This is a genomic window from Streptomyces sp. NPDC002324, from assembly GCF_053593335.1.
Genome location: NZ_JBSFCF010000002.1, coordinates 388,402 through 414,305 on the forward strand (window position 1 = coordinate 388,402; position 25,904 = coordinate 414,305).

24 protein-coding genes and 1 pseudogene are annotated in these 25,904 nt (G+C 69.3%); 13 read left to right on the forward strand and 12 right to left on the reverse strand.

Translation table 11 applies throughout. The features are described 5' to 3' along the window. Nucleotides 1–19: 19 nt before the first annotated feature. Complete coding sequence (locus ACWCRJ_RS04755) at nucleotides 20–2,533, reverse strand: DEAD/DEAH box helicase (protein ID WP_450937911.1); 2,514 nt, start codon at nucleotides 2,531–2,533, stop codon at nucleotides 20–22. Nucleotides 2,534–2,699: 166 nt separating this feature from the next. Here ACWCRJ_RS04755 and ACWCRJ_RS04760 point away from each other — a divergent pair, with 166 nt between their 5' ends. Further along, on the forward strand, nucleotides 2,700–3,494 hold the full coding sequence (locus ACWCRJ_RS04760) for a metal-dependent hydrolase (protein ID WP_450937912.1): 795 nt from the start codon (nucleotides 2,700–2,702) through the stop codon (nucleotides 3,492–3,494). A gap of 38 nt (nucleotides 3,495–3,532) precedes the next feature. Here ACWCRJ_RS04760 and ACWCRJ_RS04765 read toward each other — a convergent pair whose 3' ends face one another. The 3 genes from ACWCRJ_RS04765 to ACWCRJ_RS04775 all read right to left on the reverse strand — a co-directional run bounded on the left by ACWCRJ_RS04765 (nucleotide 3,533) and on the right by ACWCRJ_RS04775 (nucleotide 7,995). Beyond that, complete coding sequence (locus tag ACWCRJ_RS04765; protein WP_450937913.1) at nucleotides 3,533–4,003, reverse strand: DUF5709 domain-containing protein; 471 nt, start codon at nucleotides 4,001–4,003, stop codon at nucleotides 3,533–3,535. A 345-nt stretch (nucleotides 4,004–4,348) separates the two neighbouring features. Further along, entirely contained in the window at nucleotides 4,349–6,130 is a 1,782-nt protein-coding gene (locus tag ACWCRJ_RS04770; RefSeq protein WP_450937914.1) for an ABC transporter ATP-binding protein, read from the reverse strand. After that, entirely contained in the window at nucleotides 6,127–7,995 is a 1,869-nt protein-coding gene (locus ACWCRJ_RS04775; protein ID WP_450937915.1) for an ABC transporter transmembrane domain-containing protein, read from the reverse strand. The genes ACWCRJ_RS04770 and ACWCRJ_RS04775 overlap by 4 nt, the downstream gene beginning before the upstream one ends. 337 nt (nucleotides 7,996–8,332) lie before the next feature. Here ACWCRJ_RS04775 and ACWCRJ_RS04780 point away from each other — a divergent pair, with 337 nt between their 5' ends. The 3 genes from ACWCRJ_RS04780 (at nucleotide 8,333) to ACWCRJ_RS04790 (ending at nucleotide 12,538) form a co-directional block, all read left to right on the forward strand. Then, nucleotides 8,333–9,049: a hypothetical protein gene (locus ACWCRJ_RS04780; RefSeq protein WP_450938155.1), complete on the forward strand. Its 717-nt coding sequence runs from the start codon at nucleotides 8,333–8,335 to the stop codon at nucleotides 9,047–9,049. A gap of 270 nt (nucleotides 9,050–9,319) precedes the next feature. Next, nucleotides 9,320–10,930 (forward strand): peptide-N4-asparagine amidase, encoded by a 1,611-nt coding sequence (locus ACWCRJ_RS04785; protein WP_450937916.1) that lies wholly within the window; start codon nucleotides 9,320–9,322, stop codon nucleotides 10,928–10,930. Nucleotides 10,931–11,074: 144 nt separating this feature from the next. Next, nucleotides 11,075–12,538 (forward strand): cation:dicarboxylate symporter family transporter, encoded by a 1,464-nt coding sequence (locus ACWCRJ_RS04790; RefSeq protein WP_450937917.1) that lies wholly within the window; start codon nucleotides 11,075–11,077, stop codon nucleotides 12,536–12,538. Nucleotides 12,539–12,622: 84 nt separating this feature from the next. Here the strand turns inward: ACWCRJ_RS04790 and ACWCRJ_RS04795 are convergent. Both ACWCRJ_RS04795 and ACWCRJ_RS04800 read right to left on the reverse strand, forming a co-directional pair. Beyond that, nucleotides 12,623–13,836 (reverse strand): annotated as a pseudogene (locus tag ACWCRJ_RS04795) (IS30 family transposase). An 80-nt stretch (nucleotides 13,837–13,916) separates the two neighbouring features. Beyond that, nucleotides 13,917–14,372: a MarR family winged helix-turn-helix transcriptional regulator gene (locus tag ACWCRJ_RS04800; protein ID WP_450937918.1), complete on the reverse strand. Its 456-nt coding sequence runs from the start codon at nucleotides 14,370–14,372 to the stop codon at nucleotides 13,917–13,919. A 159-nt stretch (nucleotides 14,373–14,531) separates the two neighbouring features. Between ACWCRJ_RS04800 and ACWCRJ_RS04805 the strand changes: the two genes are divergently transcribed. Together ACWCRJ_RS04805 and mltG are read left to right on the forward strand one after the other, a co-directional pair. Beyond that, the gene (locus tag ACWCRJ_RS04805) at nucleotides 14,532–16,496 is read left to right on the forward strand and encodes an ABC transporter ATP-binding protein (RefSeq protein WP_450937919.1); all 1,965 of its coding nucleotides are present in this window, start codon (nucleotides 14,532–14,534) and stop codon (nucleotides 16,494–16,496) included. A 43-nt stretch (nucleotides 16,497–16,539) separates the two neighbouring features. Further along, nucleotides 16,540–17,424: an endolytic transglycosylase MltG gene (gene mltG / locus ACWCRJ_RS04810; RefSeq protein WP_450937920.1), complete on the forward strand. Its 885-nt coding sequence runs from the start codon at nucleotides 16,540–16,542 to the stop codon at nucleotides 17,422–17,424. Nucleotides 17,425–17,449: 25 nt separating this feature from the next. On the opposite strand, the gene ACWCRJ_RS04815 is transcribed toward mltG, so the two are convergent. Then, complete coding sequence (locus tag ACWCRJ_RS04815; protein ID WP_450937921.1) at nucleotides 17,450–18,529, reverse strand: NAD(P)-binding domain-containing protein; 1,080 nt, start codon at nucleotides 18,527–18,529, stop codon at nucleotides 17,450–17,452. A 142-nt stretch (nucleotides 18,530–18,671) separates the two neighbouring features. Between ACWCRJ_RS04815 and ACWCRJ_RS04820 the strand changes: the two genes are divergently transcribed. Then, entirely contained in the window at nucleotides 18,672–19,094 is a 423-nt protein-coding gene (locus ACWCRJ_RS04820) for a secondary thiamine-phosphate synthase enzyme YjbQ (protein WP_450937922.1), read from the forward strand. A 146-nt stretch (nucleotides 19,095–19,240) separates the two neighbouring features. After that, entirely contained in the window at nucleotides 19,241–19,435 is a 195-nt protein-coding gene (locus ACWCRJ_RS04825) for a hypothetical protein (protein WP_450937923.1), read from the forward strand. Between the two features lie 111 nt (nucleotides 19,436–19,546). On the opposite strand, the gene ACWCRJ_RS04830 is transcribed toward ACWCRJ_RS04825, so the two are convergent. Further along, entirely contained in the window at nucleotides 19,547–19,732 is a 186-nt protein-coding gene (locus tag ACWCRJ_RS04830; protein WP_450937924.1) for a DUF1737 domain-containing protein, read from the reverse strand. Continuing rightward, nucleotides 19,729–20,316: an RBBP9/YdeN family alpha/beta hydrolase gene (locus ACWCRJ_RS04835; protein WP_450937925.1), complete on the reverse strand. Its 588-nt coding sequence runs from the start codon at nucleotides 20,314–20,316 to the stop codon at nucleotides 19,729–19,731. The genes ACWCRJ_RS04830 and ACWCRJ_RS04835 overlap by 4 nt, the downstream gene beginning before the upstream one ends. A 123-nt stretch (nucleotides 20,317–20,439) precedes the next feature. Here ACWCRJ_RS04835 and ACWCRJ_RS04840 point away from each other — a divergent pair, with 123 nt between their 5' ends. Next, nucleotides 20,440–20,895 carry an Lrp/AsnC family transcriptional regulator gene (locus ACWCRJ_RS04840; RefSeq protein ID WP_450937926.1) on the forward strand — a complete coding sequence of 152 codons (456 nt, stop codon included), beginning with the start codon at nucleotides 20,440–20,442 and terminating at the stop codon, nucleotides 20,893–20,895. A gap of 89 nt (nucleotides 20,896–20,984) precedes the next feature. Here the strand turns inward: ACWCRJ_RS04840 and ACWCRJ_RS04845 are convergent, their stop codons facing one another. Then, a complete protein-coding gene (locus ACWCRJ_RS04845) occupies nucleotides 20,985–21,392 on the reverse strand; it encodes a winged helix-turn-helix transcriptional regulator (protein WP_319166975.1) in 408 nt (135 codons plus the stop codon). A gap of 97 nt (nucleotides 21,393–21,489) precedes the next feature. Between ACWCRJ_RS04845 and ACWCRJ_RS04850 the strand changes: the two genes are divergently transcribed. Beyond that, on the forward strand, nucleotides 21,490–22,317 hold the full coding sequence (locus tag ACWCRJ_RS04850; RefSeq protein ID WP_450937927.1) for an NAD(P)H-binding protein: 828 nt from the start codon (nucleotides 21,490–21,492) through the stop codon (nucleotides 22,315–22,317). A 150-nt stretch (nucleotides 22,318–22,467) separates the two neighbouring features. Here ACWCRJ_RS04850 and ACWCRJ_RS04855 read toward each other — a convergent pair whose 3' ends face one another. Then, nucleotides 22,468–22,818 carry a hypothetical protein gene (locus ACWCRJ_RS04855; RefSeq protein WP_450937928.1) on the reverse strand — a complete coding sequence of 117 codons (351 nt, stop codon included), beginning with the start codon at nucleotides 22,816–22,818 and terminating at the stop codon, nucleotides 22,468–22,470. A 22-nt stretch (nucleotides 22,819–22,840) separates the two neighbouring features. On the opposite strand from ACWCRJ_RS04855, the gene ACWCRJ_RS04860 reads away from it, so the two are divergent. The 3 genes from ACWCRJ_RS04860 to ACWCRJ_RS04870 all read left to right on the forward strand — a co-directional run bounded on the left by ACWCRJ_RS04860 (nucleotide 22,841) and on the right by ACWCRJ_RS04870 (nucleotide 24,540). Beyond that, nucleotides 22,841–23,626, forward strand: coding sequence for an RHS repeat domain-containing protein (locus ACWCRJ_RS04860; RefSeq protein WP_450937929.1), 786 nt, complete (start codon nucleotides 22,841–22,843; stop codon nucleotides 23,624–23,626). Continuing rightward, the gene (locus ACWCRJ_RS04865) at nucleotides 23,575–23,796 is read left to right on the forward strand and encodes a polymorphic toxin type 44 domain-containing protein (protein WP_450937930.1); all 222 of its coding nucleotides are present in this window, start codon (nucleotides 23,575–23,577) and stop codon (nucleotides 23,794–23,796) included. Before ACWCRJ_RS04860 ends, ACWCRJ_RS04865 begins: the two co-directional genes overlap by 52 nt. A 111-nt stretch (nucleotides 23,797–23,907) precedes the next feature. After that, nucleotides 23,908–24,540 (forward strand): hypothetical protein, encoded by a 633-nt coding sequence (locus ACWCRJ_RS04870; RefSeq protein ID WP_450937931.1) that lies wholly within the window; start codon nucleotides 23,908–23,910, stop codon nucleotides 24,538–24,540. A gap of 466 nt (nucleotides 24,541–25,006) precedes the next feature. Here ACWCRJ_RS04870 and ACWCRJ_RS04875 read toward each other — a convergent pair whose 3' ends face one another. Next, nucleotides 25,007–25,651, reverse strand: coding sequence for a dihydrofolate reductase family protein (locus ACWCRJ_RS04875; protein WP_450937932.1), 645 nt, complete (start codon nucleotides 25,649–25,651; stop codon nucleotides 25,007–25,009). Nucleotides 25,652–25,904 lie beyond the last annotated feature (253 nt).

Sequence of the window (25,904 nt, forward strand, 5' to 3'; positions counted from 1 at the left end):
GTACTGGCCTCTCCTGTGCTCACAGCTGACCGACGTCGGTGACCTTGACGACAGCGCGTCCCTCGGCGTCGGAGGCCGCGAGGTCGATCTCCGCGCTGATGCCCCAGTCGTGATCGCCGTTCGGGTCGGCGAAGGTCTGCCGGACGCGCCACAGCCCGTTCTGCGGCTCCTCCTCGATCATCAACAGCCGGGGGCCACGGGCGTCGGGGCCCGTGCCCAGCTCCTCGTACTCGTCCCAGTACTTGTCCATCGCCTCGCCCCACCGCTCGGCGTCCCAGCCGGACTCGGCGTCCATCTCGCCCAGTTCGCCCACCTGATCGAGAGCGGCGAGCTCGACACGGCGGAACAGGGCGTTGCGGACGAGGACACGGAAGGCGCGCGCGTTGGCGGTGACCGGCTTGACCTGGTCGGCCTTCTCCTGGGCCTCCTCGGCCGTCATCTCCTCGGGGTTGGCGAGCTTCTCCCACTCGTCGAGGAGACTGGAGTCGACCTGGCGCACCATCTCACCGAGCCAGGCGATCAGGTCCTCCAGGTCGTCCGACTTCAGATCGTCGGGGACGGTGTGGTCGAGGGCCTTGAAGGCGCCGGCGAGGTAGCGCAGGACGATGCCCTCGGTGCGGGCCAGCTCGTAGTGGGACGTCAACTCCGTGAAGGACATGGCGCGTTCGTACATGTCCCGGATCACCGACTTCGGCGACAGCGGATGGTCGCCCACCCAGGGGTGGCTCTTGCGGTAGACGTTGTACGCGTGGAAGAGCAGCTCCTCCAGCGGCTTGGGGTAGCTGACGTCCTGGAGCCGCTCCATGCGCTCCTCGTACTCGACCCCGTCGGCCTTCATCGCGGCCACGGCCTCACCGCGGGCCTTGTTCTGCTGGGCGGCGAGGATCTGCCGCGGATCGTCCAGCGTCGACTCCACGACGGAGACCATGTCGAGGGCGTACGACGGGGACTCCGGGTCCAGGAGTTCGAACGCGGCCAGCGCGAAGGTGGACAGCGGCTGGTTGAGCGCGAAGTCCTGCTGGAGATCGACCGTCAGCCGGACGATGCGGCCCTCGGCGTCCGGCTCGTCGAGCTTCTCGACGATGCCGCCGTCCAGGAGCGAGCGGTAGATCGCGATCGCGCGGCGGATGTGCCGCAGCTGCTGCTTGCGTGGTTCGTGGTTGTCCTCCAGCAGATGGCGCATCGCGTCGAAGGCGTTGCCCGGCCGGGCGATCACCGACAGGAGCATCGTGTGGGTGACGCGGAAGCGGGAGGTGAGCGGTTCCGGGTCGGAGGCGATGAGCTTTTCGAAGGTGCCGTCGCTCCAGCCGACGAAGCCCTCAGGCGCCTTCTTGCGGACGACCTTGCGGCGCTTCTTCGGGTCGTCGCCGGCCTTGGCGAGCGCCTTCTCGTTCTCGATGACGTGCTCGGGCGCCTGCCCCACCACGTAACCCGCCGTGTCGAAGCCGGCCCGCCCGGCGCGGCCCGCGATCTGGTGGAACTCACGGGCCCGCAGCGTCCGCACCCGGTTGCCGTCGTACTTCGTCAGCGCGGTGAACAGCACGGTGCGAATGGGGACGTTGACCCCGACGCCGAGGGTGTCGGTGCCGCAGATGACCTTCAGCAGACCGGCCTGGGCCAGCTTCTCCACCAGCCGCCGGTACTTGGGCAGCATGCCGGCATGGTGCACACCGATGCCGTGCCGCACGTAACGGGAGAGGTTGCGGCCGAACTTGGTGGTGAAGCGGAAGTTGCCGATCAGCTCGGCGATCCGGTCCTTCTCCTCCCGGGTGCACATGTTGATGCTCATCAGCGCCTGTGCGCGTTCCACGGCCTGGGCCTGGGTGAAGTGCACGATGTAGACGGGAGCCTGCTTGGTGGCGAGCAGCTCCGTGATCGTCTCCGTCAGCGGGGTCAGCACGTACTCGTAGGAGAGGGGCACCGGGCGGGTCGCCGAGCGGACCACCGAGGTGGGACGGCCGGTGCGCCGGGTCAGGTCCTTCTCGAACATCGAGACGTCACCGAGCGTCGCCGACATCAGGATGAACTGCGCCTGCGGCAGCTCCAGGATCGGGATCTGCCAGGCCCAGCCGCGATCGGCCTCCGCGTAGAAGTGGAACTCGTCCATCACTACCTGGCCCACGTCGGCGTGCTTGCCGTCGCGCAGGGCGATGGAGGCCAGCACCTCGGCGGTACAACAGATGACGGGGGCGTCGGCGTTCACGGAGGCGTCGCCGGTGAGCATGCCGACGTTCTCGGTACCGAAGATCTTGCACAGCTCGAAGAACTTCTCCGAGACGAGAGCCTTGATCGGAGCCGTGTAGAAGGTGACCTCGTCGCGGGCGAGGGCCGCGAAGTGCGCGCCCGCCGCGATCATGCTCTTGCCGGAGCCGGTGGGCGTCGACACGATCACGTTCGCACCGGAGACCACCTCGATGAGCGCCTCCTCCTGATGCGGGTAGAGGGTGAGACCGCGTTCCTGGGCCCACGACTCGAAGGCTTCGTAGAGGGCGTCGGGGTCGGCGGTCCGCGGCAGCTGATCGATGAGGGTCACGCCCCCATCTTGCCTGCCCGCGCGGCCGATGGGGGAATCGGATGCCGGACCGAAGATCGCGAACGCTACGCTGTGGCGCCGACGGAACGTCAGCGCACCTGGACAACTGGACAGCGGCACAACGCGCCTGGACAGCGGCACGAACGGAATGGGACGGGGCACGGCCATGATGGGACCAGCACACTCACTGTCGGGAGCCGCAGCCTGGCTCGGCGTAGGGGCGGCAGCGGCGGCCACCGGGCACACCATGCCCTGGCCGGTCCTCCTGACCGGTGCGCTGATCTGCGCGGGCGCCGCGCTCGCCCCGGACCTGGACCACAAGGCTGCCACGATCTCGCGATCCTTCGGTCCGCTGTCGCGCTGGGTGTGCGAGATCGTCGACAAGCTCTCGTACGCCGTCTACAAGGCGACGAAGAAGCAGGGCGACCCGCGCCGCTCGGGCGGGCACCGCACGCTCACGCACACCTGGCTGTGGGCGGTACTGCTCGGCGCCGGCGCCTCCGCCATCGCCATCACGGGCGGCCGCTGGGCTGTGCTGGCCATCCTGTTCGTGCACATGGTGCTGGCCATCGAGGGTCTGCTGTGGCGGGCGGCGCGGGGTTCGAGCAGCGATGTGCTGGTGTGGCTGCTGGCCGCGACCAGTGCCTGGATCATCGCGGGCGTCCTGGACAAGCCGGGCAACGGGGCGGACTGGCTGTTCACACAGCCGGGCCAGGAGTATCTGTGGCTCGGGCTGCCGATCGTGCTCGGCGCGCTGGTGCACGACATCGGGGACTCGTTGACCGTGTCGGGCTGCCCGGTCCTGTGGCCCATACCGATCGGGCGCAAGCGCTGGTATCCCCTGGGCCCGCCGAAGGCCATGCGGTTCCGGGCCGGCAGCTGGGTGGAGCTGCGGGTGCTGATGCCGGTGTTCATGGTCCTCGGGGGAGTGGGCGCGGCGGCGGCGCTGAACGTCATCTGAGGTGCGGCCCGGCCCCGGCCGGGCTCCCGGGAAGCGGGTCAGCCGGACAGGGAGTCCTCGTCCACGATGTGCATCGCCGCCTCCTCGGCGGAGGCGGCCGCCCCGTCGATGCCCACGTCGCTGGCGATCAGCCCGCTCTCCTCGTCCTCGTGCGCACCCTCGTCGGGAGCGACGAGACGGCCGGAGCGCACATCACCCACCTCGTTGTCCAGGGGCTCACCGTCGGTGTCCTGAGAGTCGCCGATACCGTCCCCGTCGGGGTAGGCGATGTCCGGAAGCTCCTCGGCGAGGCGCTGCTCCAGAGTCTCGCCGCGCAGCCGTTCCGCCGCCGTCACACCGGTGTGCTCCACCGCCCACGGCCGCTCGGGCGGGGACCAGCCCCGGTCGAGCGGGTCGGGCACACCGTCGGTGAGCAGGGTGTCCTCGGCGTCCAGCAGCCCCGCGTCGTCCTGGATCTCGGATCCGTCTGGCTGGTAGACGTCGTCTCCCCAGCCGCCGACTCTGTCCACGGATACCTCCAGTGGTGGGACGGGCCCGGTGCCACCGCTCGGCGGCGGTGGGCGCGCGGACCGCTGGGCGACGGCCCGGACCCCGTGAACCGGGCGGTTCACGGGCGTCCCCCGAATCAGTGCCCACCACCAGCCTTCCACTCGCGTTCGGCACCGCGCAACGGCAGGGGCCCGGAGGTCGCCGGACCACCGGGCCGCCGCCCCTCCCGGCCCCTTGCCTTCCAGGCCGAGCGACAGGATTCGGGGACTCACGCAGTCCTGCGACCGCCCGGGGACACGGGCCGGGCCGGGGACTCTTCCCCGCCCCGGCCCACCGCACCTCTGACGCTCGCGCCCTCCCGACGGTCAGCCGTGCCACGACCTCCACAGGGCGGCGTACGCGCCGTCCGCCTCGACCAGTTGATCGTGGCTGCCCAGCTCGCTGATGCGGCCGTTCTCGACGACGGCGATGACGTCGGCGTCGTGGGCGGTGTGCAGGCGATGGGCGATGGCGACGACCGTGCGGCCGTCGAGGACACGGGCCAGGGAGCGTTCCAGGTGTCGGGCCGCACGCGGGTCGAGGAGCGAGGTCGCCTCGTCCAGGACCAGCGTGTGGGGGTCGGCGAGGACCAGCCGGGCCAGCGCGATCTGCTGGGCCTGCGCGGGAGTGAGGGCGAACCCGCCGGAACCGACCTCGGTGTCCAGCCCCTCCTCCAGAGTCTGCGCCCAGGTGTCGGCGTCGACCGCGCCCAGCGCCTCCCACAGCTCGGCGTCCCGCGCACCCGTGCGGGCGAGGAGCAGGTTGTCGCGCAGCGAGCCGACGAACACATGGTGCTCCTGGTTGACCAGCGCCACATGGGAGCGGACGTCCTCGGCGGGCATACGGGACAGCTCGGCCCCACCCAGCGTGATACGGCCGTCGCGAGGGGCGTAGATCCCGGCGAGGAGCCTGCCCAGGGTCGACTTGCCCGCGCCGGACGGACCGACGAGGGCGAGCCGGGTGCCCGGCGCGACCTCCAGGGACACCTTGCGCAGGACGTCGACGCCTTCGCGGTACCCGAAGCGCACCTGGTCGGCGTGGACATGGCGTCCGTCGGGGGCCACGGCCGGGTCGCCCGCGTCGGGCTCGATGTCCCGCACACCCACCAGGCGGGCCAGCGACACCTCGGCGACCTGCAGCTCGTCGTACCAGCGAAGGATCAGGTTGACCGGGTCGACGAGCATCTGGGCGATGAGCGCGCCCGTGGTCAGCTGGCCGAGCCCGATCCAGCCCTGCAGGACGAACACCCCGCCGACGATCAGGACCGAGCCGAGGACCGTGGTGTGCGTGAAATTGATGACGGGGAAGAGCACCGACCGCAGCCACAGCGTGTACCGCTCCCAGGCGGTCCACTCCTGGATGCGTTGGTTCGACAGGTCGATCCGGCGCGTGCCGAGGCGGTGGGCCTCCACCGTGCGGCCGGCGTCGACGGTCTCCGCGAGCACGGCGGCGACGGCTGCGTACCCGGCGGACTCCGAGCGGTAGGCGGAGGGAGCCCGCCTGAAGTACCAGCGGCAGCCGAGCACCAGCAGCGGCAGGGCGAGCAGTACGGTCAGAGCCAGTGGGGGCGCGGTGACGGCGAGCCCGCCGATGAGAAGGGCCACCCACACCACGCCGATCGCCAGCTGCGGCACGGCCTCGCGCATGGCGTTGCCGAGCCGGTCGATGTCCGTGGTGATGCGGGAGAGCAGGTCACCGGTGCCGGCGCGTTCCAGGACACCCGGCGGCAGTCCGACCGACCGGACGAGGAAGTCCTCGCGGAGGTCGGCAAGCATCCGCTCGCCGAGCATGGCGCCGCGCAGCCGCACCTCCCGTACGAAAACGGCCTGGACGAGGAGGGCGACGACGAAGACCGTCGCCGTGAGCTCCATATGGAGTTCGCGGGCCCCGTCGGAGACGCGTTCGACGAGGGCGCCGAGCAGGTAGGGGCCGGCCATCGAAGCGACCACGGCGATCGTGTTGACGGTGATGAGCAGGCCGAAGGCCCGGCGGTGCCGACGGAACAGTTCGGCCACGTAGGCGCGTACGGTCGCGGGGGCGCCGACGGGCAGGGTGTTCGCCGTCGTCGGGGCGGCCGGGTCGTAGGCCGGGGGCGCCACGCCGATCATGCGGTCTCCTCGATTTCTTCCAGTTCGTCCAACACGTCGCTGAGGGCGGTCCCGCGGTCGGCCGGCCGATCCGCGAAGCCGGGCCCGGCGGGCTGGAGGGTTTTCTCCCCGGAACCGTCGGCCGAGGCGGTCTCCTCGTCGGTTTCGCGGGTGACGACCGCCCGGTACAGGGGTTCGTCGTGCAGGAGGTCGCGGTGCGGGCCCACCGCCGTGACCTTGCCGTCGTGCACGAGGACGACGCGTTCGGCGAGGTCCAGGAGCAGGGGCGAGGAGGTGAAGACGACCGTCGTGCCGCCCGCCCGCAGCGACCGGATGCCGTCGGCGACCCGGGCCTCGGTGTGCGAGTCGACGGCGGAGGTCGGTTCGTCCAGGACCAGGACACCCGGGTCCGTGACGAGGGACCGGGCCAGCGCGAGGCGCTGGCGCTGGCCCCCGGACAGGGACCGGCCGCGCTCGGTGATCCGGGCGTCCAGCGGGTCCTCGGTGTCGAGCGACCCCTGGATCAGGGCGTCCAGCACGTCACCGCACTGGGCGGCGGCCAGCGCCTCCTCGGCGGTGACCTCGCCGGAGGCGGGGACGTCGAGGAGTTCGCGCAGCGTGCCGGAGAGCAGCACCGGGTCCTTGTCCTGGACGAGGACGGCGGTGCGGGCGGAGTCGAGGGGCAGCTCGTCGAGCGGTACGCCGCCGAGCAGCGCCGAGGTGCCCTCCTCGGTGGCATGGCCGCCGAGCCGTTCGGCCAGGCGTCCGGCCACGTCGGGATCTCCGCACACCACCGCGGTGAGACACCCGGCGGGCGCGAGCAGTCCGGTCGCCGGGTCGTACAGGTCGCCGGTGGGCACGGCGGCCTCGCGGGCCCCTTCGGTGTCCGTGGCCCGTTCCAGCGACAGCACCCCGGCGGCCCGTTTGGCGGACGGACGGGAGAAGGAGTACGCCATCGCGATCTCCTCGAAGTGCCGGAGCGGATACGTGAGCAGCATGACCGCGCTGTACACGGTGACCAGCTCGCCGACCGTGATCCGGCCCTCACGGGCGAGACCCACGCCGTGCCACACGACCGCGATCATCAGCAGCCCCGGCAACAGCACCTGCAGACCGGAGATGAGGGCCCACATACGGGCGCTGCGGACGGCGGCGTGGCGGACTTCCTGGGAGGCCCGGCGGTAGCGGTCGAGGAAGAGGTCCTCCCCGCCGATGCCGCGCAGGACGCGCAGGCCCGCGACGGTGTCGGAGGCCAGCTCCGTGGCGCGGCCCGCCTTCTCGCGCTGGAAGTCGGCCCTCCGGGTCGCGCGGGGCAGCAACGGCAGCACGGAGAGAGCGAGGACGGGGACGCCCACGGCGACGACGATGCCGAGCGCGGGCTGGTAGACGACCAGGCCGACGCAGACGAGCACCACGGTGAGGGCCGCGGCCGTGAATCGGGAGACGCCCTCGACGAACCAGCCGATCCTCTCGACGTCGCCCGTGGAGACCGCGACGATCTCACCGGCCGCCACCCGCCGCGTCAGCGCCGAGCCGAGCTGGGCCGTCTTGCGGGCCAGCAGCTGCTGGACGCGCGCGGCGGCGGTGATCCAGTTGGTGACCGCGGAGCGGTGCAGGAAGGTGTCGCCCAGCGCGATGGTGAACCCGCACAGCACCAGCACCACGCCCGCGAGAGCGAGCCGGGCGCCGGAGCGGTCGACCACGGCCTGGATGGCGAAGCCGACACAGAACGGCAGCCCGGCCACGGAGGTGAAGTGCAGCAACCCCCAGGCCAGCGCCTTGAACTGTCCGCCGAGCTGATTCCGGCCGAGCCACCACAGGAATCGTGGACCCGAGCGTGCGTCCGGCACGCCGGGGTCCGCGTACGGAAGGTCTTGAATCTGCATGACGTCCCAGAGGCTCGTGTCAGGGTGGGGGAGAGGTAGGGCGAAGTGGGGAGAAAAGGGCCGTGAATCCGACGACCGGCCGTGAAAGGTTCGCGTCGCGGCGCGGTCGGAAGCAAACGGTTTTCCGGGGCCGGGCAAAGTTTCGGCCTGGACCACCCGGCCGAGGCGCGGCGCGCGGGACGGCGGACGCATCCGTCCGGTGAGCGGTGCGACGATGGACGGCATGCGAATAGGCGGTACGAGGCGGGGACGAACCGGCGTGACGAGCGATGCGGATGCGGGCCGGGCGAACAACGAGGGTGCGACGAGGGGCGCGAGTCGGCTCCCGCTCGCGGCGGTGGTCTGTGGTGCGCTGGTGATGTCCCTGGCGGCATGCGGCGGTTCGGGCGGTACGAACGACGGGGGCAAGCCGGACACGGACGTCACGAAGTCCGGTGACAGGGCCGACCGCGCCGAGGCGCAGACCGTGGACCCGACCCGTGTCCCGGACGTCGGTGACCGTCTGCAGAAGCAGATCCCCGCCGAGTCCCGCCAGGTCGTGGCGGTGTACGGGGAGGGCGAGGACGACGCCGACGCTTCGGTCGTGCTCTACACGAAGAGCGGTTCCGTCTGGAAGAAGACCCGAAGCTGGGATGGCCACAATGGCAAGAAGGGATGGACCACCGACCACCGGGAAGGCGACAAACGCAGTCCCGTGGGTGTGTTCACGCTCAGCGACGCGGGAGGCGTCCTCGCCGATCCGGGAGCCAAGCTCCCGTACAGCCGGTCGGCGTCGTTCCAGGCACCGCACTACTGGGCCAAGTCGCACTGGCACGACTTCGACTATGTGATCGCCATCGACTACAACCGCGTCAAGGGCACCTCGCCGATCGACCCGACGCGTCCCGAGGGCCAGTCGAAAGGCGGCAGCATCTGGCTGCACATGGACCACGGCAGTGGTACCTCGGCCTGCGTCAGTCTGTCCAAGTCGGGGATGGAGTACCTGCTGCGCACCCTCGACCCCGCCCAGCACCCGGTGATCGTCATGGGGGACAAGGCGGCGCTCAAGGCCTGAGGCACGGGGCGTCGCCGCGTGCCCGAGGCCTGAGGTACCGGGCGTCGCCGCGTTGCCGCCCGGCGCGGGGGCGCGCTCGCCCGACGCCCGTGGGCTTGTGACGCGCCCTCACGTTCGCCGCACATCCAGTACCCACACGCCCCGCCCGTTCGCTCCGCGCCCGCCCGCCCGTTCGGCCCGTTTTCCCGTTCGCCCCGCTCACCCGCGCGCCCCGCTTGTGGCCGGAGATCGCGTTGCGGCGGGGCGCCGACTGCCCGTAGAACTCCGGCCATGAGAAGCCGGATCATCATGTCCATGCTCACCGGGGTGACCCTTGTGGTGGGCACCCTCCTAGGGGCCGGGCCGGCCCGATCCGCCGACGTCCCCGCCGAGTTCGGTACCGACTGGCACGACCCGGTCACCGCCGCCCCGCCCGTCACCGGGCCCGCGCACGGCATGTCGTGCGAGGTGACGGTCGCCGAGGCCCGGTTCAAGGACTTCACGCCGTACCGGGGGACCTACACACCACCCGGTGACTGCGGGAAGAGGTGGAGCAAGGTCGTCCTGCGGCTGGACGGCAAGGTGAAGGGTCGTCAGTTCGACCGCCTCGGGTATCTGCACATCGGCGGAGTCGAGGTGCTCCGGACGTCCACCCCGCAGCCCTCGCCCGACGGCATCGAGTGGTCCGTGGAGAAGGACGTCACGCGCTATGCCCCCACCCTGCGCACCGCGCAGCCCGTGGAGATGCTCATCGGCAATGTCGTCGACGACACCTATACCGGCGTCCTCGACGTCAAGGCCACGCTGACGTTCTACGCCGGCCGGCCCGACGCGAGGACGGCCGCGACGGTCCCCGACCGCGTCCTCACCCTCCAGGACGACAGCACTCTCACCACCCCGCGCAACAGCGAGCGCGTCGTCGCCGAGGTGTACGCGACCGGGTCCGGCGGCGGCTGTGAGGAGTACTGGTATCTGACGGTCCCCGCGCAGGCGCCGTACTCCTGCAAGGCGGACGAGGGGCCGTACCGCGAGGTGCAGATCACGGTGGACGGGCAACTGGCCGGAATCGCCGCACCCTTCCCGAACGTATGGACGGGCGGCTGGTCCAACCCCTTCCTCTGGTACGTCGTCCCCGGACCCCGTGCCTTCGACGTCCAGCCCCTCCGCTACGACCTCACCCCCTTCGCGGGCCTCCTCAACGACGGCCGGCCGCACCGGATCGAGGTCTCCGTCGTCGGCGTGCCCGAGGGGCAGAGCGGCTGGAGCACCCCGGTCAACGTCCTCGTCTGGCAGGACGCGAGGAGCCGGCGCGTCACCGGGGCCCTGACGAAGGCCCAGGCGGGCGATCTCGCCGACGAGTCCACGTACACGCCCGGCGTGGAGCACCGCCTCGACACCGAGGGCCGCCACCGGCTGACCGTCACCGGGTATGTGGACACCTCGCACGGCCGGGTGACGACGACGGTCCGTCGGAGTCTCGCCAACACCTCCACGCACACCTGGTCCGAGGGGGAGAACCCCGACGCGCTCGACGCGAGGTGGAGTGACGACGAGACGGTCACCGTCGACGGGCGCGGACCGGCCCGGACGACGCGCGTCCAGCGGTCGTACACGATGAACGGAACGACGACGCTCGGCGCGGGCGACCGCCTGCGGACCGTGCTCACGCTCGGCGACCGGGCGACGGTCACCGAGACGCGGGGCGGGCGGCGCACGGCGTGGTCCCGGCTCGACGACACCTACACGGGGGACGCCACGTACACGGCGAACGGGCCGCGTGACCAGCGGCACGCGGTCGGGACGACGCGCGAGCGCTACCGGACGTTCGGCTCGGACGGGTGTTACGACCGTTCGCTGGTCTCCGTACAGGGAGTGCTGACGGAGGACCGGATGGGCTGTTGACGCCGAATGCGTGCGATGTGCCGTCTGTTCGATGATTTACAGCGGCGAAACACAGTGGTCTTCTCCACGAGCGACAGCTCCCCGATAGTGATCTGCGCGGAAGCTCTTTTCCGCATGACAGAAAGTTCCTTCGGAGGAGTGCCCGTGCCGCAGTCCGTACCGTCCCTGCCGCGACGCGTCGCACGCATGCTGCGTACCTCACTGTTCGCACAAGTCGGAGTAGCGCTTGTGCTCGGAATCGTCGTCGGAAGGTTGTGGCCGGACACGGCCACGACCTTCCAGCCGCTCGGCGACGGCTTCATCCGCCTCATCAAGACGGTCATCTCGCCCCTGGTGTTCTGCGTGGTCGTCGTCGGCATCGCCAAGGCCGGCAACCTCAAGGCCTTCGGGCGGATCGGGCTCAAGGCCCTGATCTGGTTCGAGGTGGCCTCGACGGCCGCGCTGCTCATCGGTCTGATCGCCGCCAACCTCGTCGGCCCCGGTTCGGGCATGAACGTCGACCCCTCGAAGCTCGACACCTCGGCGGTCGACGCGAAGACCGCCGGCGGTGAACTGCCGACGACCGGCGAGTTCATCCTGAACGCGCTGCCGCAGAGCGCGATCGGCGCGTTCGCCGAGAACTCGCTGCTCCAGGTGCTCGTGCTCGCCTGCCTCGTCGGCGCGGCGCTGCTGCACCTCGGCCACACCAAGGTGCCCAAGATCCTGCCCGCCATCGAGCAGGCCCAGGAGGTCATCTTCGCGATCGTCGGCTTCGTCATGAAGCTGGCCCCGCTCGCCGTGTTCGGCGCGATGGTCCATCTGGTCGGCGAGTACGGCCTCGGCGTCATGAAGACCTACGCCAAGCTGATCATCCTCTGCTACGCCGTCGCGCTCGTCTTCCTCGTGCTGCTCGGCGTCGCGCTGAAGCTCGTGACCGGGCTGAGTCTGTGGAAGTTCGTCCGCTACACCCGGTCGGAGATGCTGCTGGCGCTGGGCACCGCCTCCAGCGAGAGCGTCTTGCCGCGCATGATGCAGAAGCTGCGCCAGGCCGGCGCCCGCGACGACGCCGTGGGTCTGGTGCTGCCCACCGGGTACTCCTTCAACCTCGACGGCGCGTCCATATACCTCTCCATCGGCACGCTGTTCATCGCGCAGGCCGTCGGTGTGGACCTCAGCCTCAGTCAGCAGATCACCGTCATCCTGGTCCTGATGCTCACCAGCAAGGGGATGGCCGGCATCCCCGGTTCGGCCTTCCTCGCCCTGTCGGCGACGGCGTCCTCGCTCGGCGCCATCCCCGCCGGGGCCGTCGCCCTGCTGCTCGGTGTCGACCGCATCATGGACTCGATGCGTGTCGTCACCAACCTCCTCGGCAACTGCGTCGCCGTCTTCGCGGTGTCGAAGTGGGAGGGCGCGCTGGACACCGAACGGGCGAAGAAGATGCTCGACGGGGAGATCCAGTTCGTGGAGGAGGACGACGAGCCCGCCGACGAAGGGAGCGCGAAGCCCGCCGGTGAAGGGAGTGCGAAGTCAGTCGCAACCCCCGCAAAGCCTGCCGAAGCACTCGCGACTGCGGCGGCTCCCGCGCTCTCCAAGGCCGAGACGAAGGAACCGGCCCCCGAGGTGAGTTGACCGCTCGCCTTGCGAACTCCCTACAGGAAGGGCCCGGGAGGATCGGCGGTTTCTAGGGGTCGTTGCAACACATGGTCGTGTTGATCAGGCCGTGAGTAGTTTATGCAGGCGCTCGGCTGGGTTTCCCAGCCGAGCGTTTTGCGTGGGCGGCCGTTCAGCTCGGCGGCGACCGCGTCGAGGTGTTCGCGGGTGTGGACCGCCAGGTCGGTGCTTTTGGGGAAGTACTGCCGGAGCAGACCGTTGGTGTTCTCGTTGGAGCCTCGTTGCCAGGGGCTGGCCGGGTCGCAGAAGTAGACCGGGACGTTCGTGGTGACGGTGAAGGAGCCGTGGCCGGCCATCTCTGATCCCTGGTCCCAGGTCAGGGACCGTCGGAGGTGAGCGGGCAGGGTCTGAACGGTGGTGACCAGTGCGTCCCGGACGCTTTCGGCGCCGTGGTCTGTCGGCAGGTGCAGCAGCATGACATAGCGGGTGGCGCGCTCGACCAGGGTGCCGATGGCCGGCTTCCCGTCCTTGCCGATGATCAGGTCGCCCTCCCAGTGACCGGGCACGGCCCGGTCCTCCGCTTCGGCGGGGCGTTCGCTGATCATGACCATGGGGGTGGCGTATCGGGGTTGGCGCTGCTGGGCCTGGCGGCGGGGTTTGCGGTGGGCACGGCCGGTGCGCAGGGCGCGGGCCAGTTCGCGGCGCAGCTCACCCCGGCCCTGGACGTAGAGGGCCTGGTAGACCGTTTCGTGGACCACGTGCATCTCCGGCCGCTGCGGGAACTGGGCCCTCAGAGCCTGGCAGATCTGCTCCGGGCTCCACCGTATGGCCAGGTGGTCCTGGATGAAGTCCCGCAGCTGGGGGTTCTGGCCGATCTTCCCGGGTTTGGGACGGGGACGACGGGCATCGGCACGGGCCTGGGCCGCGTGCGGCCGGTAGTGGCCGCTGACCGGGTGGCGGTTGCGGCGGATCTCCCGGCTGACCGTGGACGGGCTGCGGCCCAGCTCGACGGCTATCGCACGGACCGTGGCCTTCTCCCGCAGCCGGTCGGCGATGTGAATGCGGTCGCTCTCGCGCAGATACCGCGAGGGACCGGGAGGAGGCGCCACCACGTTGACCGGTGACGCCCCGACGTTCCTGCCGGACGGCGCCCGGCCGTTACGCCAGCGCCGCCCGGTCTTCTCATTGATGCCGACGATCCGGCATGCCTCGGTGTTGCTGTACCCCTGCTGCATGAGCTGAAGGTAGAGGCGCCGTTCCTCGGACAAGGGACGGCGCCCCTGGACAACGGACCGGTCCCGGATCTTGAAGTCCATCGCATCCCCTGAACTGGGGTGTTGCGACAACCACTAGAACCCAAGGAAATCCCGCGCCGGGCCCTTCCTGCGACCACGGCTCAGCAGCGCCGCTCCGCCACCGGCGCCCCGTCGATCAGTGTGTCGAGCAGCCCGCCGAGCAGCCCCCGCTGGTCGTCCGACAGTGGCGCCAGGATCTCCTCCGCCGCCGATCGTCGTGCGTGGTGCAGCTCCCGCAGGACCTTGCGGCCCTCGTCCGTGACCTCTATCCGGATCACCCGCCGGTTGGTCGGATCGGGCACCCGGCGCACCCGGCCGCTCTCCTCCAGTGCGTCGACCAGGGTCGTCACGGCGCGGGGCACGACCTCCAGCCGCTCCGCCAGATCGGCCATGCGCGGGGGCGCGTCGTAGTGCGCGAGGGTGCGCAGCAGCCGGGACTGCGCCGGCGTGATCTCCAACCCGCTCTGCTGGAGGTGGCGCTTCTGGATGCGGTGCACACGGCGGGTGAGCCGCAGCAACTGCTCGGCGAGCGGCCCATCGGCGTCGGGGGTGGTCATACGGGAACAATATCAGGACCATGTTCATTGTGAGTATAGGTAACAATGAGCTAAGCTCCGTAAAATCCGTCCCGCCGCGCACGCTGCCCTCCGCTCCACACGCAGGCTGCCCTCCGCCCCACGCGCACCCATCCTCCGTCTCACCTCCCGTAGGAGCCCATGCATCCCGACCATGAACCCGCCTGGGGACCGTCCGGCCGCTCGTCGGAACAGCCACGCCAGGTACGCCGGATCCTGACACTCTTCCGCCCCTATCGCGGCCGGCTCGCGATCGTCGGTCTGCTCGTCGGCGCCGCCTCGCTCGCGTCGGTCGCCACGCCTTTTCTCCTCAAGGAGATACTCGACACCGCGATCCCCGAGGGCCGTACCGGCCTGCTGAGCCTGCTCGCGCTGGGCATGATCCTGAGCGCGGTCCTCACCAGCATCTTCGGTGTCCTGCAGACGCTGATCTCCACGACCGTCGGCCAGCGCGTCATGCATGATCTGCGCACCGCCGTCTACGGCCGGCTGCAGCGCATGTCGCTCGCCTTCTTCACCCGCACCCGCACCGGCGAGGTCCAGTCCCGCATCGCCAACGACATCGGCGGCATGCAGGCGACCGTCACCTCCACGGCCACCTCCCTGGTCTCCAACACCACCAGCGTGGTCGCCACCGTCGTCGCGATGGTCGCCCTGGACTGGCGGCTCACCGTGGTCACCCTGCTCCTGCTGCCGCTGTTCGTGTGGATAAGCCGCCGGGTCGGCAACGAGCGCAAGAAGATCACCACCCAGCGCCAGAACCAGATGGCCGCCATGGCCGCGACGGTCACCGAGTCCCTGTCCGTCAGCGGCATCCTGCTCGGCCGCACGATGGGACGTGCCGACTCGCTCACCAAGTCCTTCGCCGAGGAGTCCGAGGGGCTCGTCGACCTGGAGGTCAGGTCCAACATGGCCGGGCGGTGGCGGATGGCCGTCATCACCGTCGTCATGTCCGCGATGCCCGCCGTCATCTACTGGAGCGCCGGAATCGCGCTGCAACTGGGCGGCCCGTCCGTCTCGGTCGGCACGCTCGTGGCCTTCGTCTCGCTCCAGCAGAACCTGTTCCGGCCGACCGTGAGTCTGCTGTCCACCGGCGTCCAGATCCAGGCCTCGCTCGCCCTCTTCCAGCGCATCTTCGAGTACCTCGACCTGCCCATCGACATCACCGAGCCCGAGAACCCCGTCCACCTCGACCAGGTCAAGGGCGAGGTCCGCTTCGAGAACGTCGAGTTCCGCTACGACGTCAAGCAGGACGACGACGGCAAGAACGGCTACGACGTCAAGAGCGGCGAGGACGGCAAGAACGGCGAGGACGTCAAGAACCCCAAGAACGTCAAGAACGGCGACGACGGCAGGCGGGGCGACCAGGACCGTCGGCGCCCGATCCTCGACGGCATCGACCTCACCGTCCCGGCCGGCGGCAGTCTCGCCGTGGTGGGGCCGACCGGCGCCGGCAAGTCCACGCTCGGCTGCCTGGTGCCGAGGCTGTACGACGTCACGGGCGGCCGGGTCACCCTCGACGGGGTCGACGTACGGGACCTCGACTTCGACACGCTGGCCCGTGGCATCGGGGTCGTCTCCCAGGAGACGTACCTCTTCCACGCCTCGGTCGCCGACAACCTGCGCTTCGCCAAGCCGGACGCCACCGACGAGGAACTGCACGCGGCGGCACGGGCGGCCCAGATCCACGACCACATCGCGGCGCTGCCCGACGGCTACGACACGGTCGTCGGCGAACGCGGGCACCGCTTCTCCGGCGGTGAGAAGCAGCGGCTCGCCATCGCCCGCACCATCCTGCGCGACCCGCCGGTCCTCATCCTCGACGAGGCGACCAGCGCCCTCGACACCCGCACCGAACAGGCGGTGCAGCAGGCCATCGACGCGCTGTCCGCCAACCGCACCACCGTCACCATCGCCCACCGTCTCTCCACCGTCCGGGACGCCGACCAGATCGTCGTACTCGACTCCGGCCGAGCGGTGGAGCGCGGTACGCACGAGGAGTTGATGGAGAGGGGAGGGCGGTACGCGGCGCTCGTACGGCGCGACGCGCGGCTGACGCCGGGCCATGAGTCGGCGAAGGTGCCGAAACTGGAGCCGACAAGATGAAGATATGCCGGGTTTAGGGAGATATGCGGGTTAACGTGCCCGCATGCAGATGAACACTCCGCCACGGAGCACGATTCGACTGACGCGTCGGGGCCGGACCGCCCTCATCGCGACCGGCGCCGTCGTGGCGGCCACCGCCGTGGCGGTGCCGCTGCTGAGCGTGGAGGGCGGTGGCGGCGCGGCCGAGCGCCCGGCGTCACTGGTGATCCCCGAGGGCTGGCGCTCCGGCCAGGTCTACGCTGCCGTCGACAAGGCCCTCGCCCTGCCCGCCGGATCGACCAGGAAGTCCCTGGCCAAGGCCAAGCTGATGCTGCCGACCGACGCCGAGGGCAACCCGGAGGGCTACCTCTTCCCAGCTACGTATCCCTTGAAGGAGAAGTCGACCCCCGAGTCCCTGCTGACGTCCATGGTCGAGACCGCGAACAAGAAGTTCAACGGCGGTCAGGTCACGGCCGGGGCCCAGCGCAACGCGATGAACGTCTACCAGGCGGTCACGATCGCGAGCATCATCCAGGCCGAGGCGGCCACCGAGGAGGACATGGGCCGGGTGTCCCGGGTCGTCTTCAACCGGCTGGAGCGCGGGATGCCGCTGCAGATGGACTCCACCATCAACTACGCGCTCAACCGCTCGACGCTGGACACCAGCGTCGACGACACGAAGATCGACAGCCCGTACAACTCGTACCGGCGCATGGGGCTGCCGCCCACGCCGATCGCCAACCCGGGTGAGGCGGCGATGCGCGCGGCGGTCAATCCGACGACGGGCGCCTGGCTGTACTTCGTCACGGTCAAGCCGGGCGACACCCGGTTCACGGCGGACTATCAGGAGCACCTGCGCAATGTCGCCGAGTTCAACCAGAACCGGAAGAAGCCGTCACCGTCCGTCGAGGCGGGTGTCCCGTCCTCTCCCTCGCAGGCGCCCGGCTGAGATCCCGCCGAGTCGGCGCGGGGCGTCAGACGGCGGCGGCCGGTTCGCTCGCCAGCAGCCGCCTGATGTCCCGTACCGCCGCCCGGCCGGCGCGGTTGGCGCCGATGGTGCTCGCCGAGGGGCCGTAGCCGACCAGGTGGACGCGGGGGTCGGCGATCGCGCGGGTGCCGTCGACGCGGATGCCGCCGCCGGGCTCGCGCAGCCGCAGCGGTGCCAGATGGTCCACGGCGGCGCGGAATCCGGTCGCCCAGAGGATGACATCGGCGTCCACGCGGCGGCCGTCGTCCCACTCCACGCCGTCGGGCGTGATCCGGTCGAACATCGGCAGCCGGTCCAGGACGCCGTCCGCGAGGCCCTGCCGGACGGCGTCGTCGAGCGGCAGGCCCGTCACCGACACCACGCTCTTCGGCGGCAGCCCCTGCCGCACCCGCTCCTCCACCATGGCCACGGCCGCCCGTCCCGCGCCCTCGTCGAACGGCCCCTCGCGGAAGACGGGCGGGCGCCTCGTCACCCAGGTCGTCGCGGCGGCGTAGCGGGCGATCTCCAGCAGGTGCTGCGTGCCGGACGCGCCCCCGCCCACCACGACCACCCGCAGTCCCGCGAACTCCTCGGGCCCCGGGTACTGGGCGGTGTGCAACTGCCGCCCCCGGAAGGTCTCCTGACCGGGATAACGCGGCCAGAACGGCCGGTCCCAGGTGCCCGTCGCGTTGATCAGCGCCCGCGTCGACCACGTACCGTCCGATGTTTCCACCAGCAGCCGCCCGCCCTCGCCCTCCCGCACCGCGTGGACATCCACCGGGCGCCGGACCCGCAGGTCGAAAGCGTGTTCGTACGAGTCGAAGTACTCGCTGACGACCTCGGCGGACGGCCGCGCCGGATCGGCTCCCGTCAGCTCCATGCCGGGCAGCGCGTGCATCCCGTGCACCCTGCCGTACGTCAACGACGGCCACCGGAACTGCCAGGCGCCCCCCGGGCCGGGCGAGTGGTCCAGCACCACGAAGTCGCGCTCCGGCTCGAAGCCGGTCCGGCGCAGGTGATAGGCGCCCGCCAGACCTGCCTGGCCGGCGCCTATGACGACTACCTCGACCTCGCGTGTGTTGTTCACGTTTCTACCAACAGGGGAGGGGGTGTGGATCTTCCCCGCGTCAGGGTGCGATCGGGCACCGGGTGCGGTCGGCACGGGGTGGGCCGGGCCGCGCGAGGGGGCACTCCCGCGCCGCGTCCATGAGGTACGCGAGGATGGGCACATGTCCGATGCCTTCACCACCCGAGTCCTGAACGTCGCCTCCGGATCCCGTGAGCGGGTGGTCGACCTCACCCACGACTGCGAGGCGTTCCTGCGCGAGGCGGCGGCCGGGCGGGACGGTCTGCTCAACATCTTCGTCCCGCACGCCACGGCCGGCATCGCCGTCATCGAGACGGGCGCCGGCAGCGACGACGACCTCCTCGCCGCCCTCCGCACACTTCTCCCCGCCGACGACCGCTGGCAACACCGCCACGGCACCCCCGGCCACGGCCGCGACCACGTCCTCCCCGCCCTCGTCCCGCCCCACGCCACCCTGCCGGTCGTCGACGGGCGGCTGGAACTGGGGACGTGGCAGTCGGTGTGCCTGGTGGACACCAACCGGGACAATCCGAACCGGCAGGTCCGTCTGAGCTTCCTCGGTTGAGTGCCCCGGGACTGTACGGGCAAAGTCCGGCCGCATCGAATGGGGCAAGGAGCGGGGCTGGGGAACTGTTCCCCCTGGGTTTGGCGCGCCTGCAGAATCCTGCAGTGGGTCGGGGCGGCAACCGCACCGTCAACCACGCTCTGCACATGATCGCCGTGACCCAGGTACGAGGCGATGGCGAAGGCGCCGCCTCCTTCGCCAAGCAACTCACCGTCGGCAAGACCAAGACGGAAGCCCTGCGCCTGCTGCGGCGTCGCATCTCCGACCGCGTCTACCGAGCCCTGCTCGCCGACGAAACCGATCTCGACCAACCCCTCAACCCGCTACCCCCAACGCCGTGAGCCTGGCCGCTTGACATAGGAGCATCGCCGAGCTCGCCCAGCCACACACGCTCGTAGCGTTCGAGTGCGTAAGCGGTGGAGCTGGGCCGGCGACAGACACCGTCCAGGCCGTTACTGCCGTGTCGGCCACACCAGCGCCTGAGCGACGATGACGCTTTCACCGTTGAAGGTGACGGCCGGGCCCTCGTGCAGTGCGTAGCCGAGGCCGATCGCTTCACTCACGCGTCGACAGAACGTGTCGTCGTCCGGGCCGGTCAGGACTCGATAGGCAGGCAATCCGTCCGGTGGAGTGCTCATGAGGGCATCGATGTCTCAAGCTCACTCCGGCTGTCCACAGGACAGTCGATGAGCGTGCGAAGGAGTTCCCGGCCGACCTGCCAGTCGCCGAGGCCGCTGTCGGAATTGATGTGTCCGTGGCATTCGACGAGATGCTGTTGTGCCTGCCACCTCCGCGCGAACGACGCGGATGTCGTCGGGTCGCAGTAGGGGTCGTCGTCGCTGGCGACCATCAGGCTCCGGCCCGGCAAAGGGTGAGCGGACAGGTCGAGGAACGTTGACGCGGCCTCACGTGGGAACGCCGGTCCCTGGGGATCGGGGGGCGCGACCAGGAACGCCGTAGCCCCGTCGGGTCGCGCCTGGTCCAGCCACTGAGCGGCTGCCCAGCAGCCGAGGCTGTGAGCCACCAACGCCACCTGGCTGTCACGCCGGGAAGCGATCTCGTAGGCGGTCTGGACTGCGGCAACCCAGTCCGACAGGTCCGGCATGCTCCACGAGGCCGGTGCGATCCGGATCGCTGAGGCTCCCCACTGGTTCTCCCACAAGCTCTGCCAGTGCCTCTCATCCGAACCGTCGATCCCGGGGATGATGACGTATGCGGCCATCGCGCACCGCCCTTCCACTCGTGGCCCCCACGCTCCGTGGACACCTCCTGGGGCGATTCTCGGTGGATGAGCCGCAATGACCAGCGCCGGCAAGTGATCTCAAAGAAAGTGGACGCGACAACGATGGAATCACTCGACGAGATCGACCGCGCCATCCTGGAGCTTCTCCAGACGGACGGCCGGCTCACCGGAGCCGAGGTCGGACGCCGAGTCGGGCTGTCCCAGCCGGCAGCCGCCGCCCGCATCCAACGCCTGGAGAAGAGCGGGATCATCACCGGCTACCGTGCCGTCGTCGCTCCAGCCTCGGTGGGGCTGAACATCCATGCCGTCGTCCGGCTCCGCACCACCCACGCGCAGCTGCCGAAAGCACTCACCCTTGCCGCCCGAACTGCCGAGGTCGTCTCGACCCTCCGCGTGACCGGCGAGGACTGCCTGCTGTTCGACGTGCACTGTTCTCACGCCGAACGCCTTGAGCAGGTCGTGGACTCCCTCGCCCGCTACGGACCGGTCACCACCTCCCTCGTCCTGCGCAGCTACCCACCCAAGTCGCTGCCCGCGGCACCGTCGGCAACGTCCTGACCCACAACAGCCGGCCTGCGCAGCACGCACCGAACGTGAGCACTGGGGGTCTGTGCCTGCGCTTGCGTCATGGCTGACGGAAGTTCTTTTCAGCTTCGACGGCTACGGGGCAGCTGTTCCTTGGACTCGTACTCCTTCCGGGCCTGCTCCACCCTGTCCAGGTTGACCGACCAGTCGGCGAGTGCTGCGAAGAGCGGCCCCAGGCTGCGTCCCAGCTCGCTGATCTCATACTCCACCCGTGGTGGAACCTCGGGGTGGTAGGTGCGCACGACGAGCCCGTCGCGTTCAAGTCGCCGTAGCCGTTCGGTCAGCACCTTGGGCGTGATGGTGGTGATGCGGCGTTCCAGTTCCACGAACCGATGTCGCCCGTGTTCATGGAGCGCCCACAGAATTGGAGTGGTCCAGCGGCTGAAGACGATGTCGACCACCGGGGTGATCGGACATGCTTGCTCAGGGGCGATGCCGGTGCGAGCCGCCGAAGTTGTGTTGTGGGTCACAGTGGGCCTTCTTTCCGTTACTTTCCTGTAGGTACCTACTATCCCGGTGCCAGTAGCTTCCGTTGGGCCCACAGAGGACTCGTCAACGGGAGCGAACATGATTGTGGTCACTGGAGCTTCAGGCAACGTCGGACAGCCGCTGGTGCGAGCGCTCGTCGCGGCCGGTGAACAGGTGACGGCGGTGTCACGAGGGATCTCCGCACGGGATACGCCGGCGGGGGCACGGCACCATCAGGCTGACCTGGCCGATCCGGCCAGCCTCGCGCCCGCGCTCGACGGCGCCGACGCGCTGTTCCTGCTGACTTCGGGCGACTTTGTATCGGCGGGTGGCAGCGTCAGCGACATCCTCGATGTCGCGCGGGCGGGTGGGATCGGCCGGGTTGTCCTGCTGTCCTCCCAAGGCGTTGCCACGGGAAGCCACCCATCGACACTGGAGGACCCCGTCACGAAGTCGGATCTGGAATGGACGCTGCTGCGGCCGGGAGGTTTTGACTCCAACACGTTGCAGTGGGCCGATATGGTTCGCGCGCAACGGATGGTCACAGCGCCATTCGGTGATGTTGCGCTGCCGGCCATCGACCCCGCCGACATCGCCGAGGTCGCCGCCGTGGCGTTGCGGGACGCCGGCCACGTCGGCAGAGCGTATGAGCTGACCGGGCCGGCGCCGATCTCGCCTCGGGAACAGGCGGTGGCGATCGGCGACGCGCTGGGGGAGCCGGTGCGGTTCGTCGAGCAAAGCCGCACGGAGGCTCGGGAGCAGATGCTGCGGTTCATGCCCGAGCCGATCGTGGAAGCCACCCTCGACATCCTGGGCACGCCGAAAGCCGCTGAGCAGCGAGTGAGCCCCGACGTCGAGCAGGTCCTCGGCCGCCCGCCCCGCACCTTCGCAGAATGGGCTGCCCGCAACGTCGCAGCCTTCAAATAAAGAGGTCGCGCAGGTAAGTGTGTGCTCCTGGACGGCGGTTCGGGCGTTCGTCCCAGTGGTTGGTTGCCCATGTCGGACATCAAGGTCGACCGCTCACTCGGCAGCGCGTCGATCGGCCCAAAACGGGGGCGACTGCACCGGGCTCAGCCCTCAGTACGAGTACGACGACACAGGCGACACCGAGCAGCGCGTGGAGAAGGCCGGCGCCACCATCACACAGGGCCCGACTGGAACGCCGAGGGCGGACTCACCGAACTCACCGAGGGCACGGAGACCACCGGCTACGTCTACGATGCCGACGGCGAACTCCTCATCCGCCGCGGCATCGAGAGCGTTCTCCATCTCGGCGCCACCGAGGTACACCTCAAGGGGGGCGAGAAGTGGGCCACCCGGTCCTGCACCGCCGCAAGAGCGACCGTCGCCGTACGCGGCAATGAGGGGGGGTACCGAGAAGCCCTCCTTCCTCGCTGCCGATCGCCACGGGACCAGCAGCATCGCCATCACCGGTGACACCGCGCAAACCTTGAGCAAGCGTTTCAGTACGTCCTTTGGCGCTGCTCGTGGGACAGGCAGCGGACCTTGGCCCGACGCCAAAGGCTTCCTCGGCAAGTCGGCCGATGCCGGAACCCGACTTACTCACATCGGCGCTCGTGAATACGACCCCAGCATGGGGCAGTTCATCAGTGTCGACCCTGTGCTCCAGACAGATGTGTCCCAGACCCTGAACGGATACAGCTACGCGGCGCAGAATCCGGTGACCGGTTCCGACCCGACAGGTCTGGCACTCCGCTGTGGCGGTCCTAACGATGAGGCTTGCCCGGACGACGGTGACCCCATGCCGGAGCCGGCTAATCACGATGGAAACGGCCTTACCTTGGGGTCACCTGAAACCTCCCATGACGACGGTAATGGAAATTACTGCGGCAATGCGTGTGTGCAGAATATTCACCTGCAGCAGAGTCGTAATTCTTTTGAGATCCTGGGTGAGGTCTATCAGGACATTCTTCGCTTCATGTTCCAGGAAATGGCCACAAATTCCAGCGGGAAGGATATGTCGACCATGCTCTCCAACGAAAACCCCAAGTTGTGCGCGGCCCTCGACATAGTGAGCAACAATCCCGTCGATAGAATCGAAGGGATGGCCACAGTTGTTGCCGACGCGGTCCTCGGGCAGTCCGAGGACGAGGCTGGTCACGTGGCGGCGCTCGCACAGTTCGGCTGGTTGGTTCGATCGAAGGGTCATGGGACCACAAGGGGGTGTTGCTCGAGAAGTTCAATCTGGCATCCACAGGTTTCAGGACAGACATAATGAGTAACGGCCACGGTGGGAGAATCCTCTACGACACCTGGTCGAACATCCACTACGGTTACGTGGGACGCGCTGCCGGGTTCTCCCGCGCCGAGTTGATCACCGCATCACAGGTGGGGAAGCTTCGTCGGTCGGACGGATTCAGGCGGAGGGGACGACATTTCGATTGATGTGGGAATCGACCTCTATGGGTAATTCGGGAGCGACATGACCGAGATGGACCTCCATAGAGCGATCGTGGATACAGTGCCCAAGTGGCAAGGAGTACAGGGTGATGGGGAATGGGACTGCAAAGTAATTCCCTGAAGAAGTTGCCCCCTCGCGGACTGTCCGCCCTGCTGGCGCTCGCGTCGCTCTCCATTCTAGTCGGGTGTGCCGACGTGGGGCCCATCCCCGCTCCCGATCTACGGCTAGAGCCGATGGTTCTGGCCGTCGGGGCGATGTCCGATGGTGGCTGCGGTGGCGCGTACGTGGTGGAGGCCGACACGGCAGGCTCCGGTGAGGGCTCGCGGGTGTTGTCCGGGACGGAGTGGTGGAACTCGCGTCTGGGGAAGACGGCTTCGGGGTGCACGTTGTACCACTTCGTCGGGTGGTACGGGGGTGCGGAACGTGCGGAGGACGCGTTCGAGGACAACTCGCCCGAGGATAAACACGGCAAGACCTGGCCATGGAAACCGGTGTATGTCGATTCCCCCGAGGGCTTGCATGCCGATGATTCCAGCCTCATCTGTTTGGGCGGCCATCGAGAGGCCGGATGTACTGAGTGGTACTTCTGGGCGCGATACGGGTCGGTTCTGAGTCTGGTATCCATGTCTCATCTGGACGGGGATGCGCCGAAGATCCGGGAAGGGGACTTCCAACGGATCGTCGAAGACATGGACGGGCGGATTCAGGAGGTTCTCGCGGACTCCTGAAGGTGCGAGTCACCGAGGCGTCGGGCAGTGGTGATCGGGCGGTGGGGTGCCGATCGCGGCGGAACTCCCGCGGTCCGCGACGCTCATCCTGCCGGACGGACGCCGGGGCGGGTGCACGAAGACACGGGAGAGCGGGCATGGTGAAGGCGGCGGCCTCTGAGGGATCGGGGGGCCGCCGCCTTCAGCCGATCTGGTCGGAGAAGGGATCGGCACCATCTGGTACGCCTGACACGATCCGCTCTGGCTGGTAGGCCCCACGGATAACGTCGCGACTGATCGCCTTCCGGGCCCCCTTCGGCCCCGACGGGCCATGACCGATCCCCGCGTGATGGCTCAGTAGCATGGGTTGTCTTAGCGGAGTTTGGTGGACACCAACCGGGACAATCCGAACCGGCAGGTCCGTCTGAGCTTCCTGGGCTGAGTACCCGGAGCGGCGGCGCGGCCCGGCCGCGTCGGGGAGCCGGTCTCAGTCGGCGTGTCCGACGCCGCGATCGGGTGCGCTCATGTCCCCTGTGCCGGGGGTGCCGTCGGCGAGACCGTAGCGCAGGAACACGGTGCCCTTGGGGCCGGCTGCCGGTGGTGCGAGGAGCGTGAGGTTCGTGGGCACCTCGCCACCGTCGAACACCTTCTTCCCGACGCCGAGCACGATCGGGTGGACCCAGAGGTCGAGACGGTCGAAGAGCTTCTCCCGCAGAAGGCTCTGCACCAGATCCAGGCTCCCGACGACCTTCACGTGCTCGTGCCGGTCGCGGATCTCGCGCACCGCGGCGGCCAGGTCCGGGCCGAGCTGCGTGGACCCGGCCCACGAGAGGTCGGGTTTGCCGCGGGAGGCCACGTACTTCGGGACACGGTTGAAGAGGTCGGCGATCGCGCCGTCCTCGCCGCCCTTCTGGTGCGGCCAGTAGGCGGCGAAGATGTCGTACGTCCGCCGACCGAGCAGGAGGGCGTCCGTGTCCTCGTACGCGGCACCGACCTGGCCCCCCGACACCTCGTCCAGCAGGGGTGCCTGCCAGCCGCCGAACGGGAACCCGGCCGGGTCCTCGTCGGGGCCGCCGGGCGCCTGCCCGACGAGGTCGAGGGTGGCGAACAGTTCCATGTGGATGAGGCCCATGGCTTTACTCCCGATGAGATGGTCGTCGCGGTCAAAAGGTAGACCGGTGCGAACCGGCAGACTCATCGCCGCGCGGACCGATTCCGGCCGGGAAGTTTCGCGCGAAGTCGGGAGAGGCCGGTGCTCCCCGGCGGGGACGGCGATCGTGGTGCTGGCGATGGGCACGGCGTTCGACCCGCAGGCGTGATCGCCGGTACGACGACACCGTGCCCGGTGGCACCTCGCCGGAGTCCCTGCGTCCGCCGGGACGTCA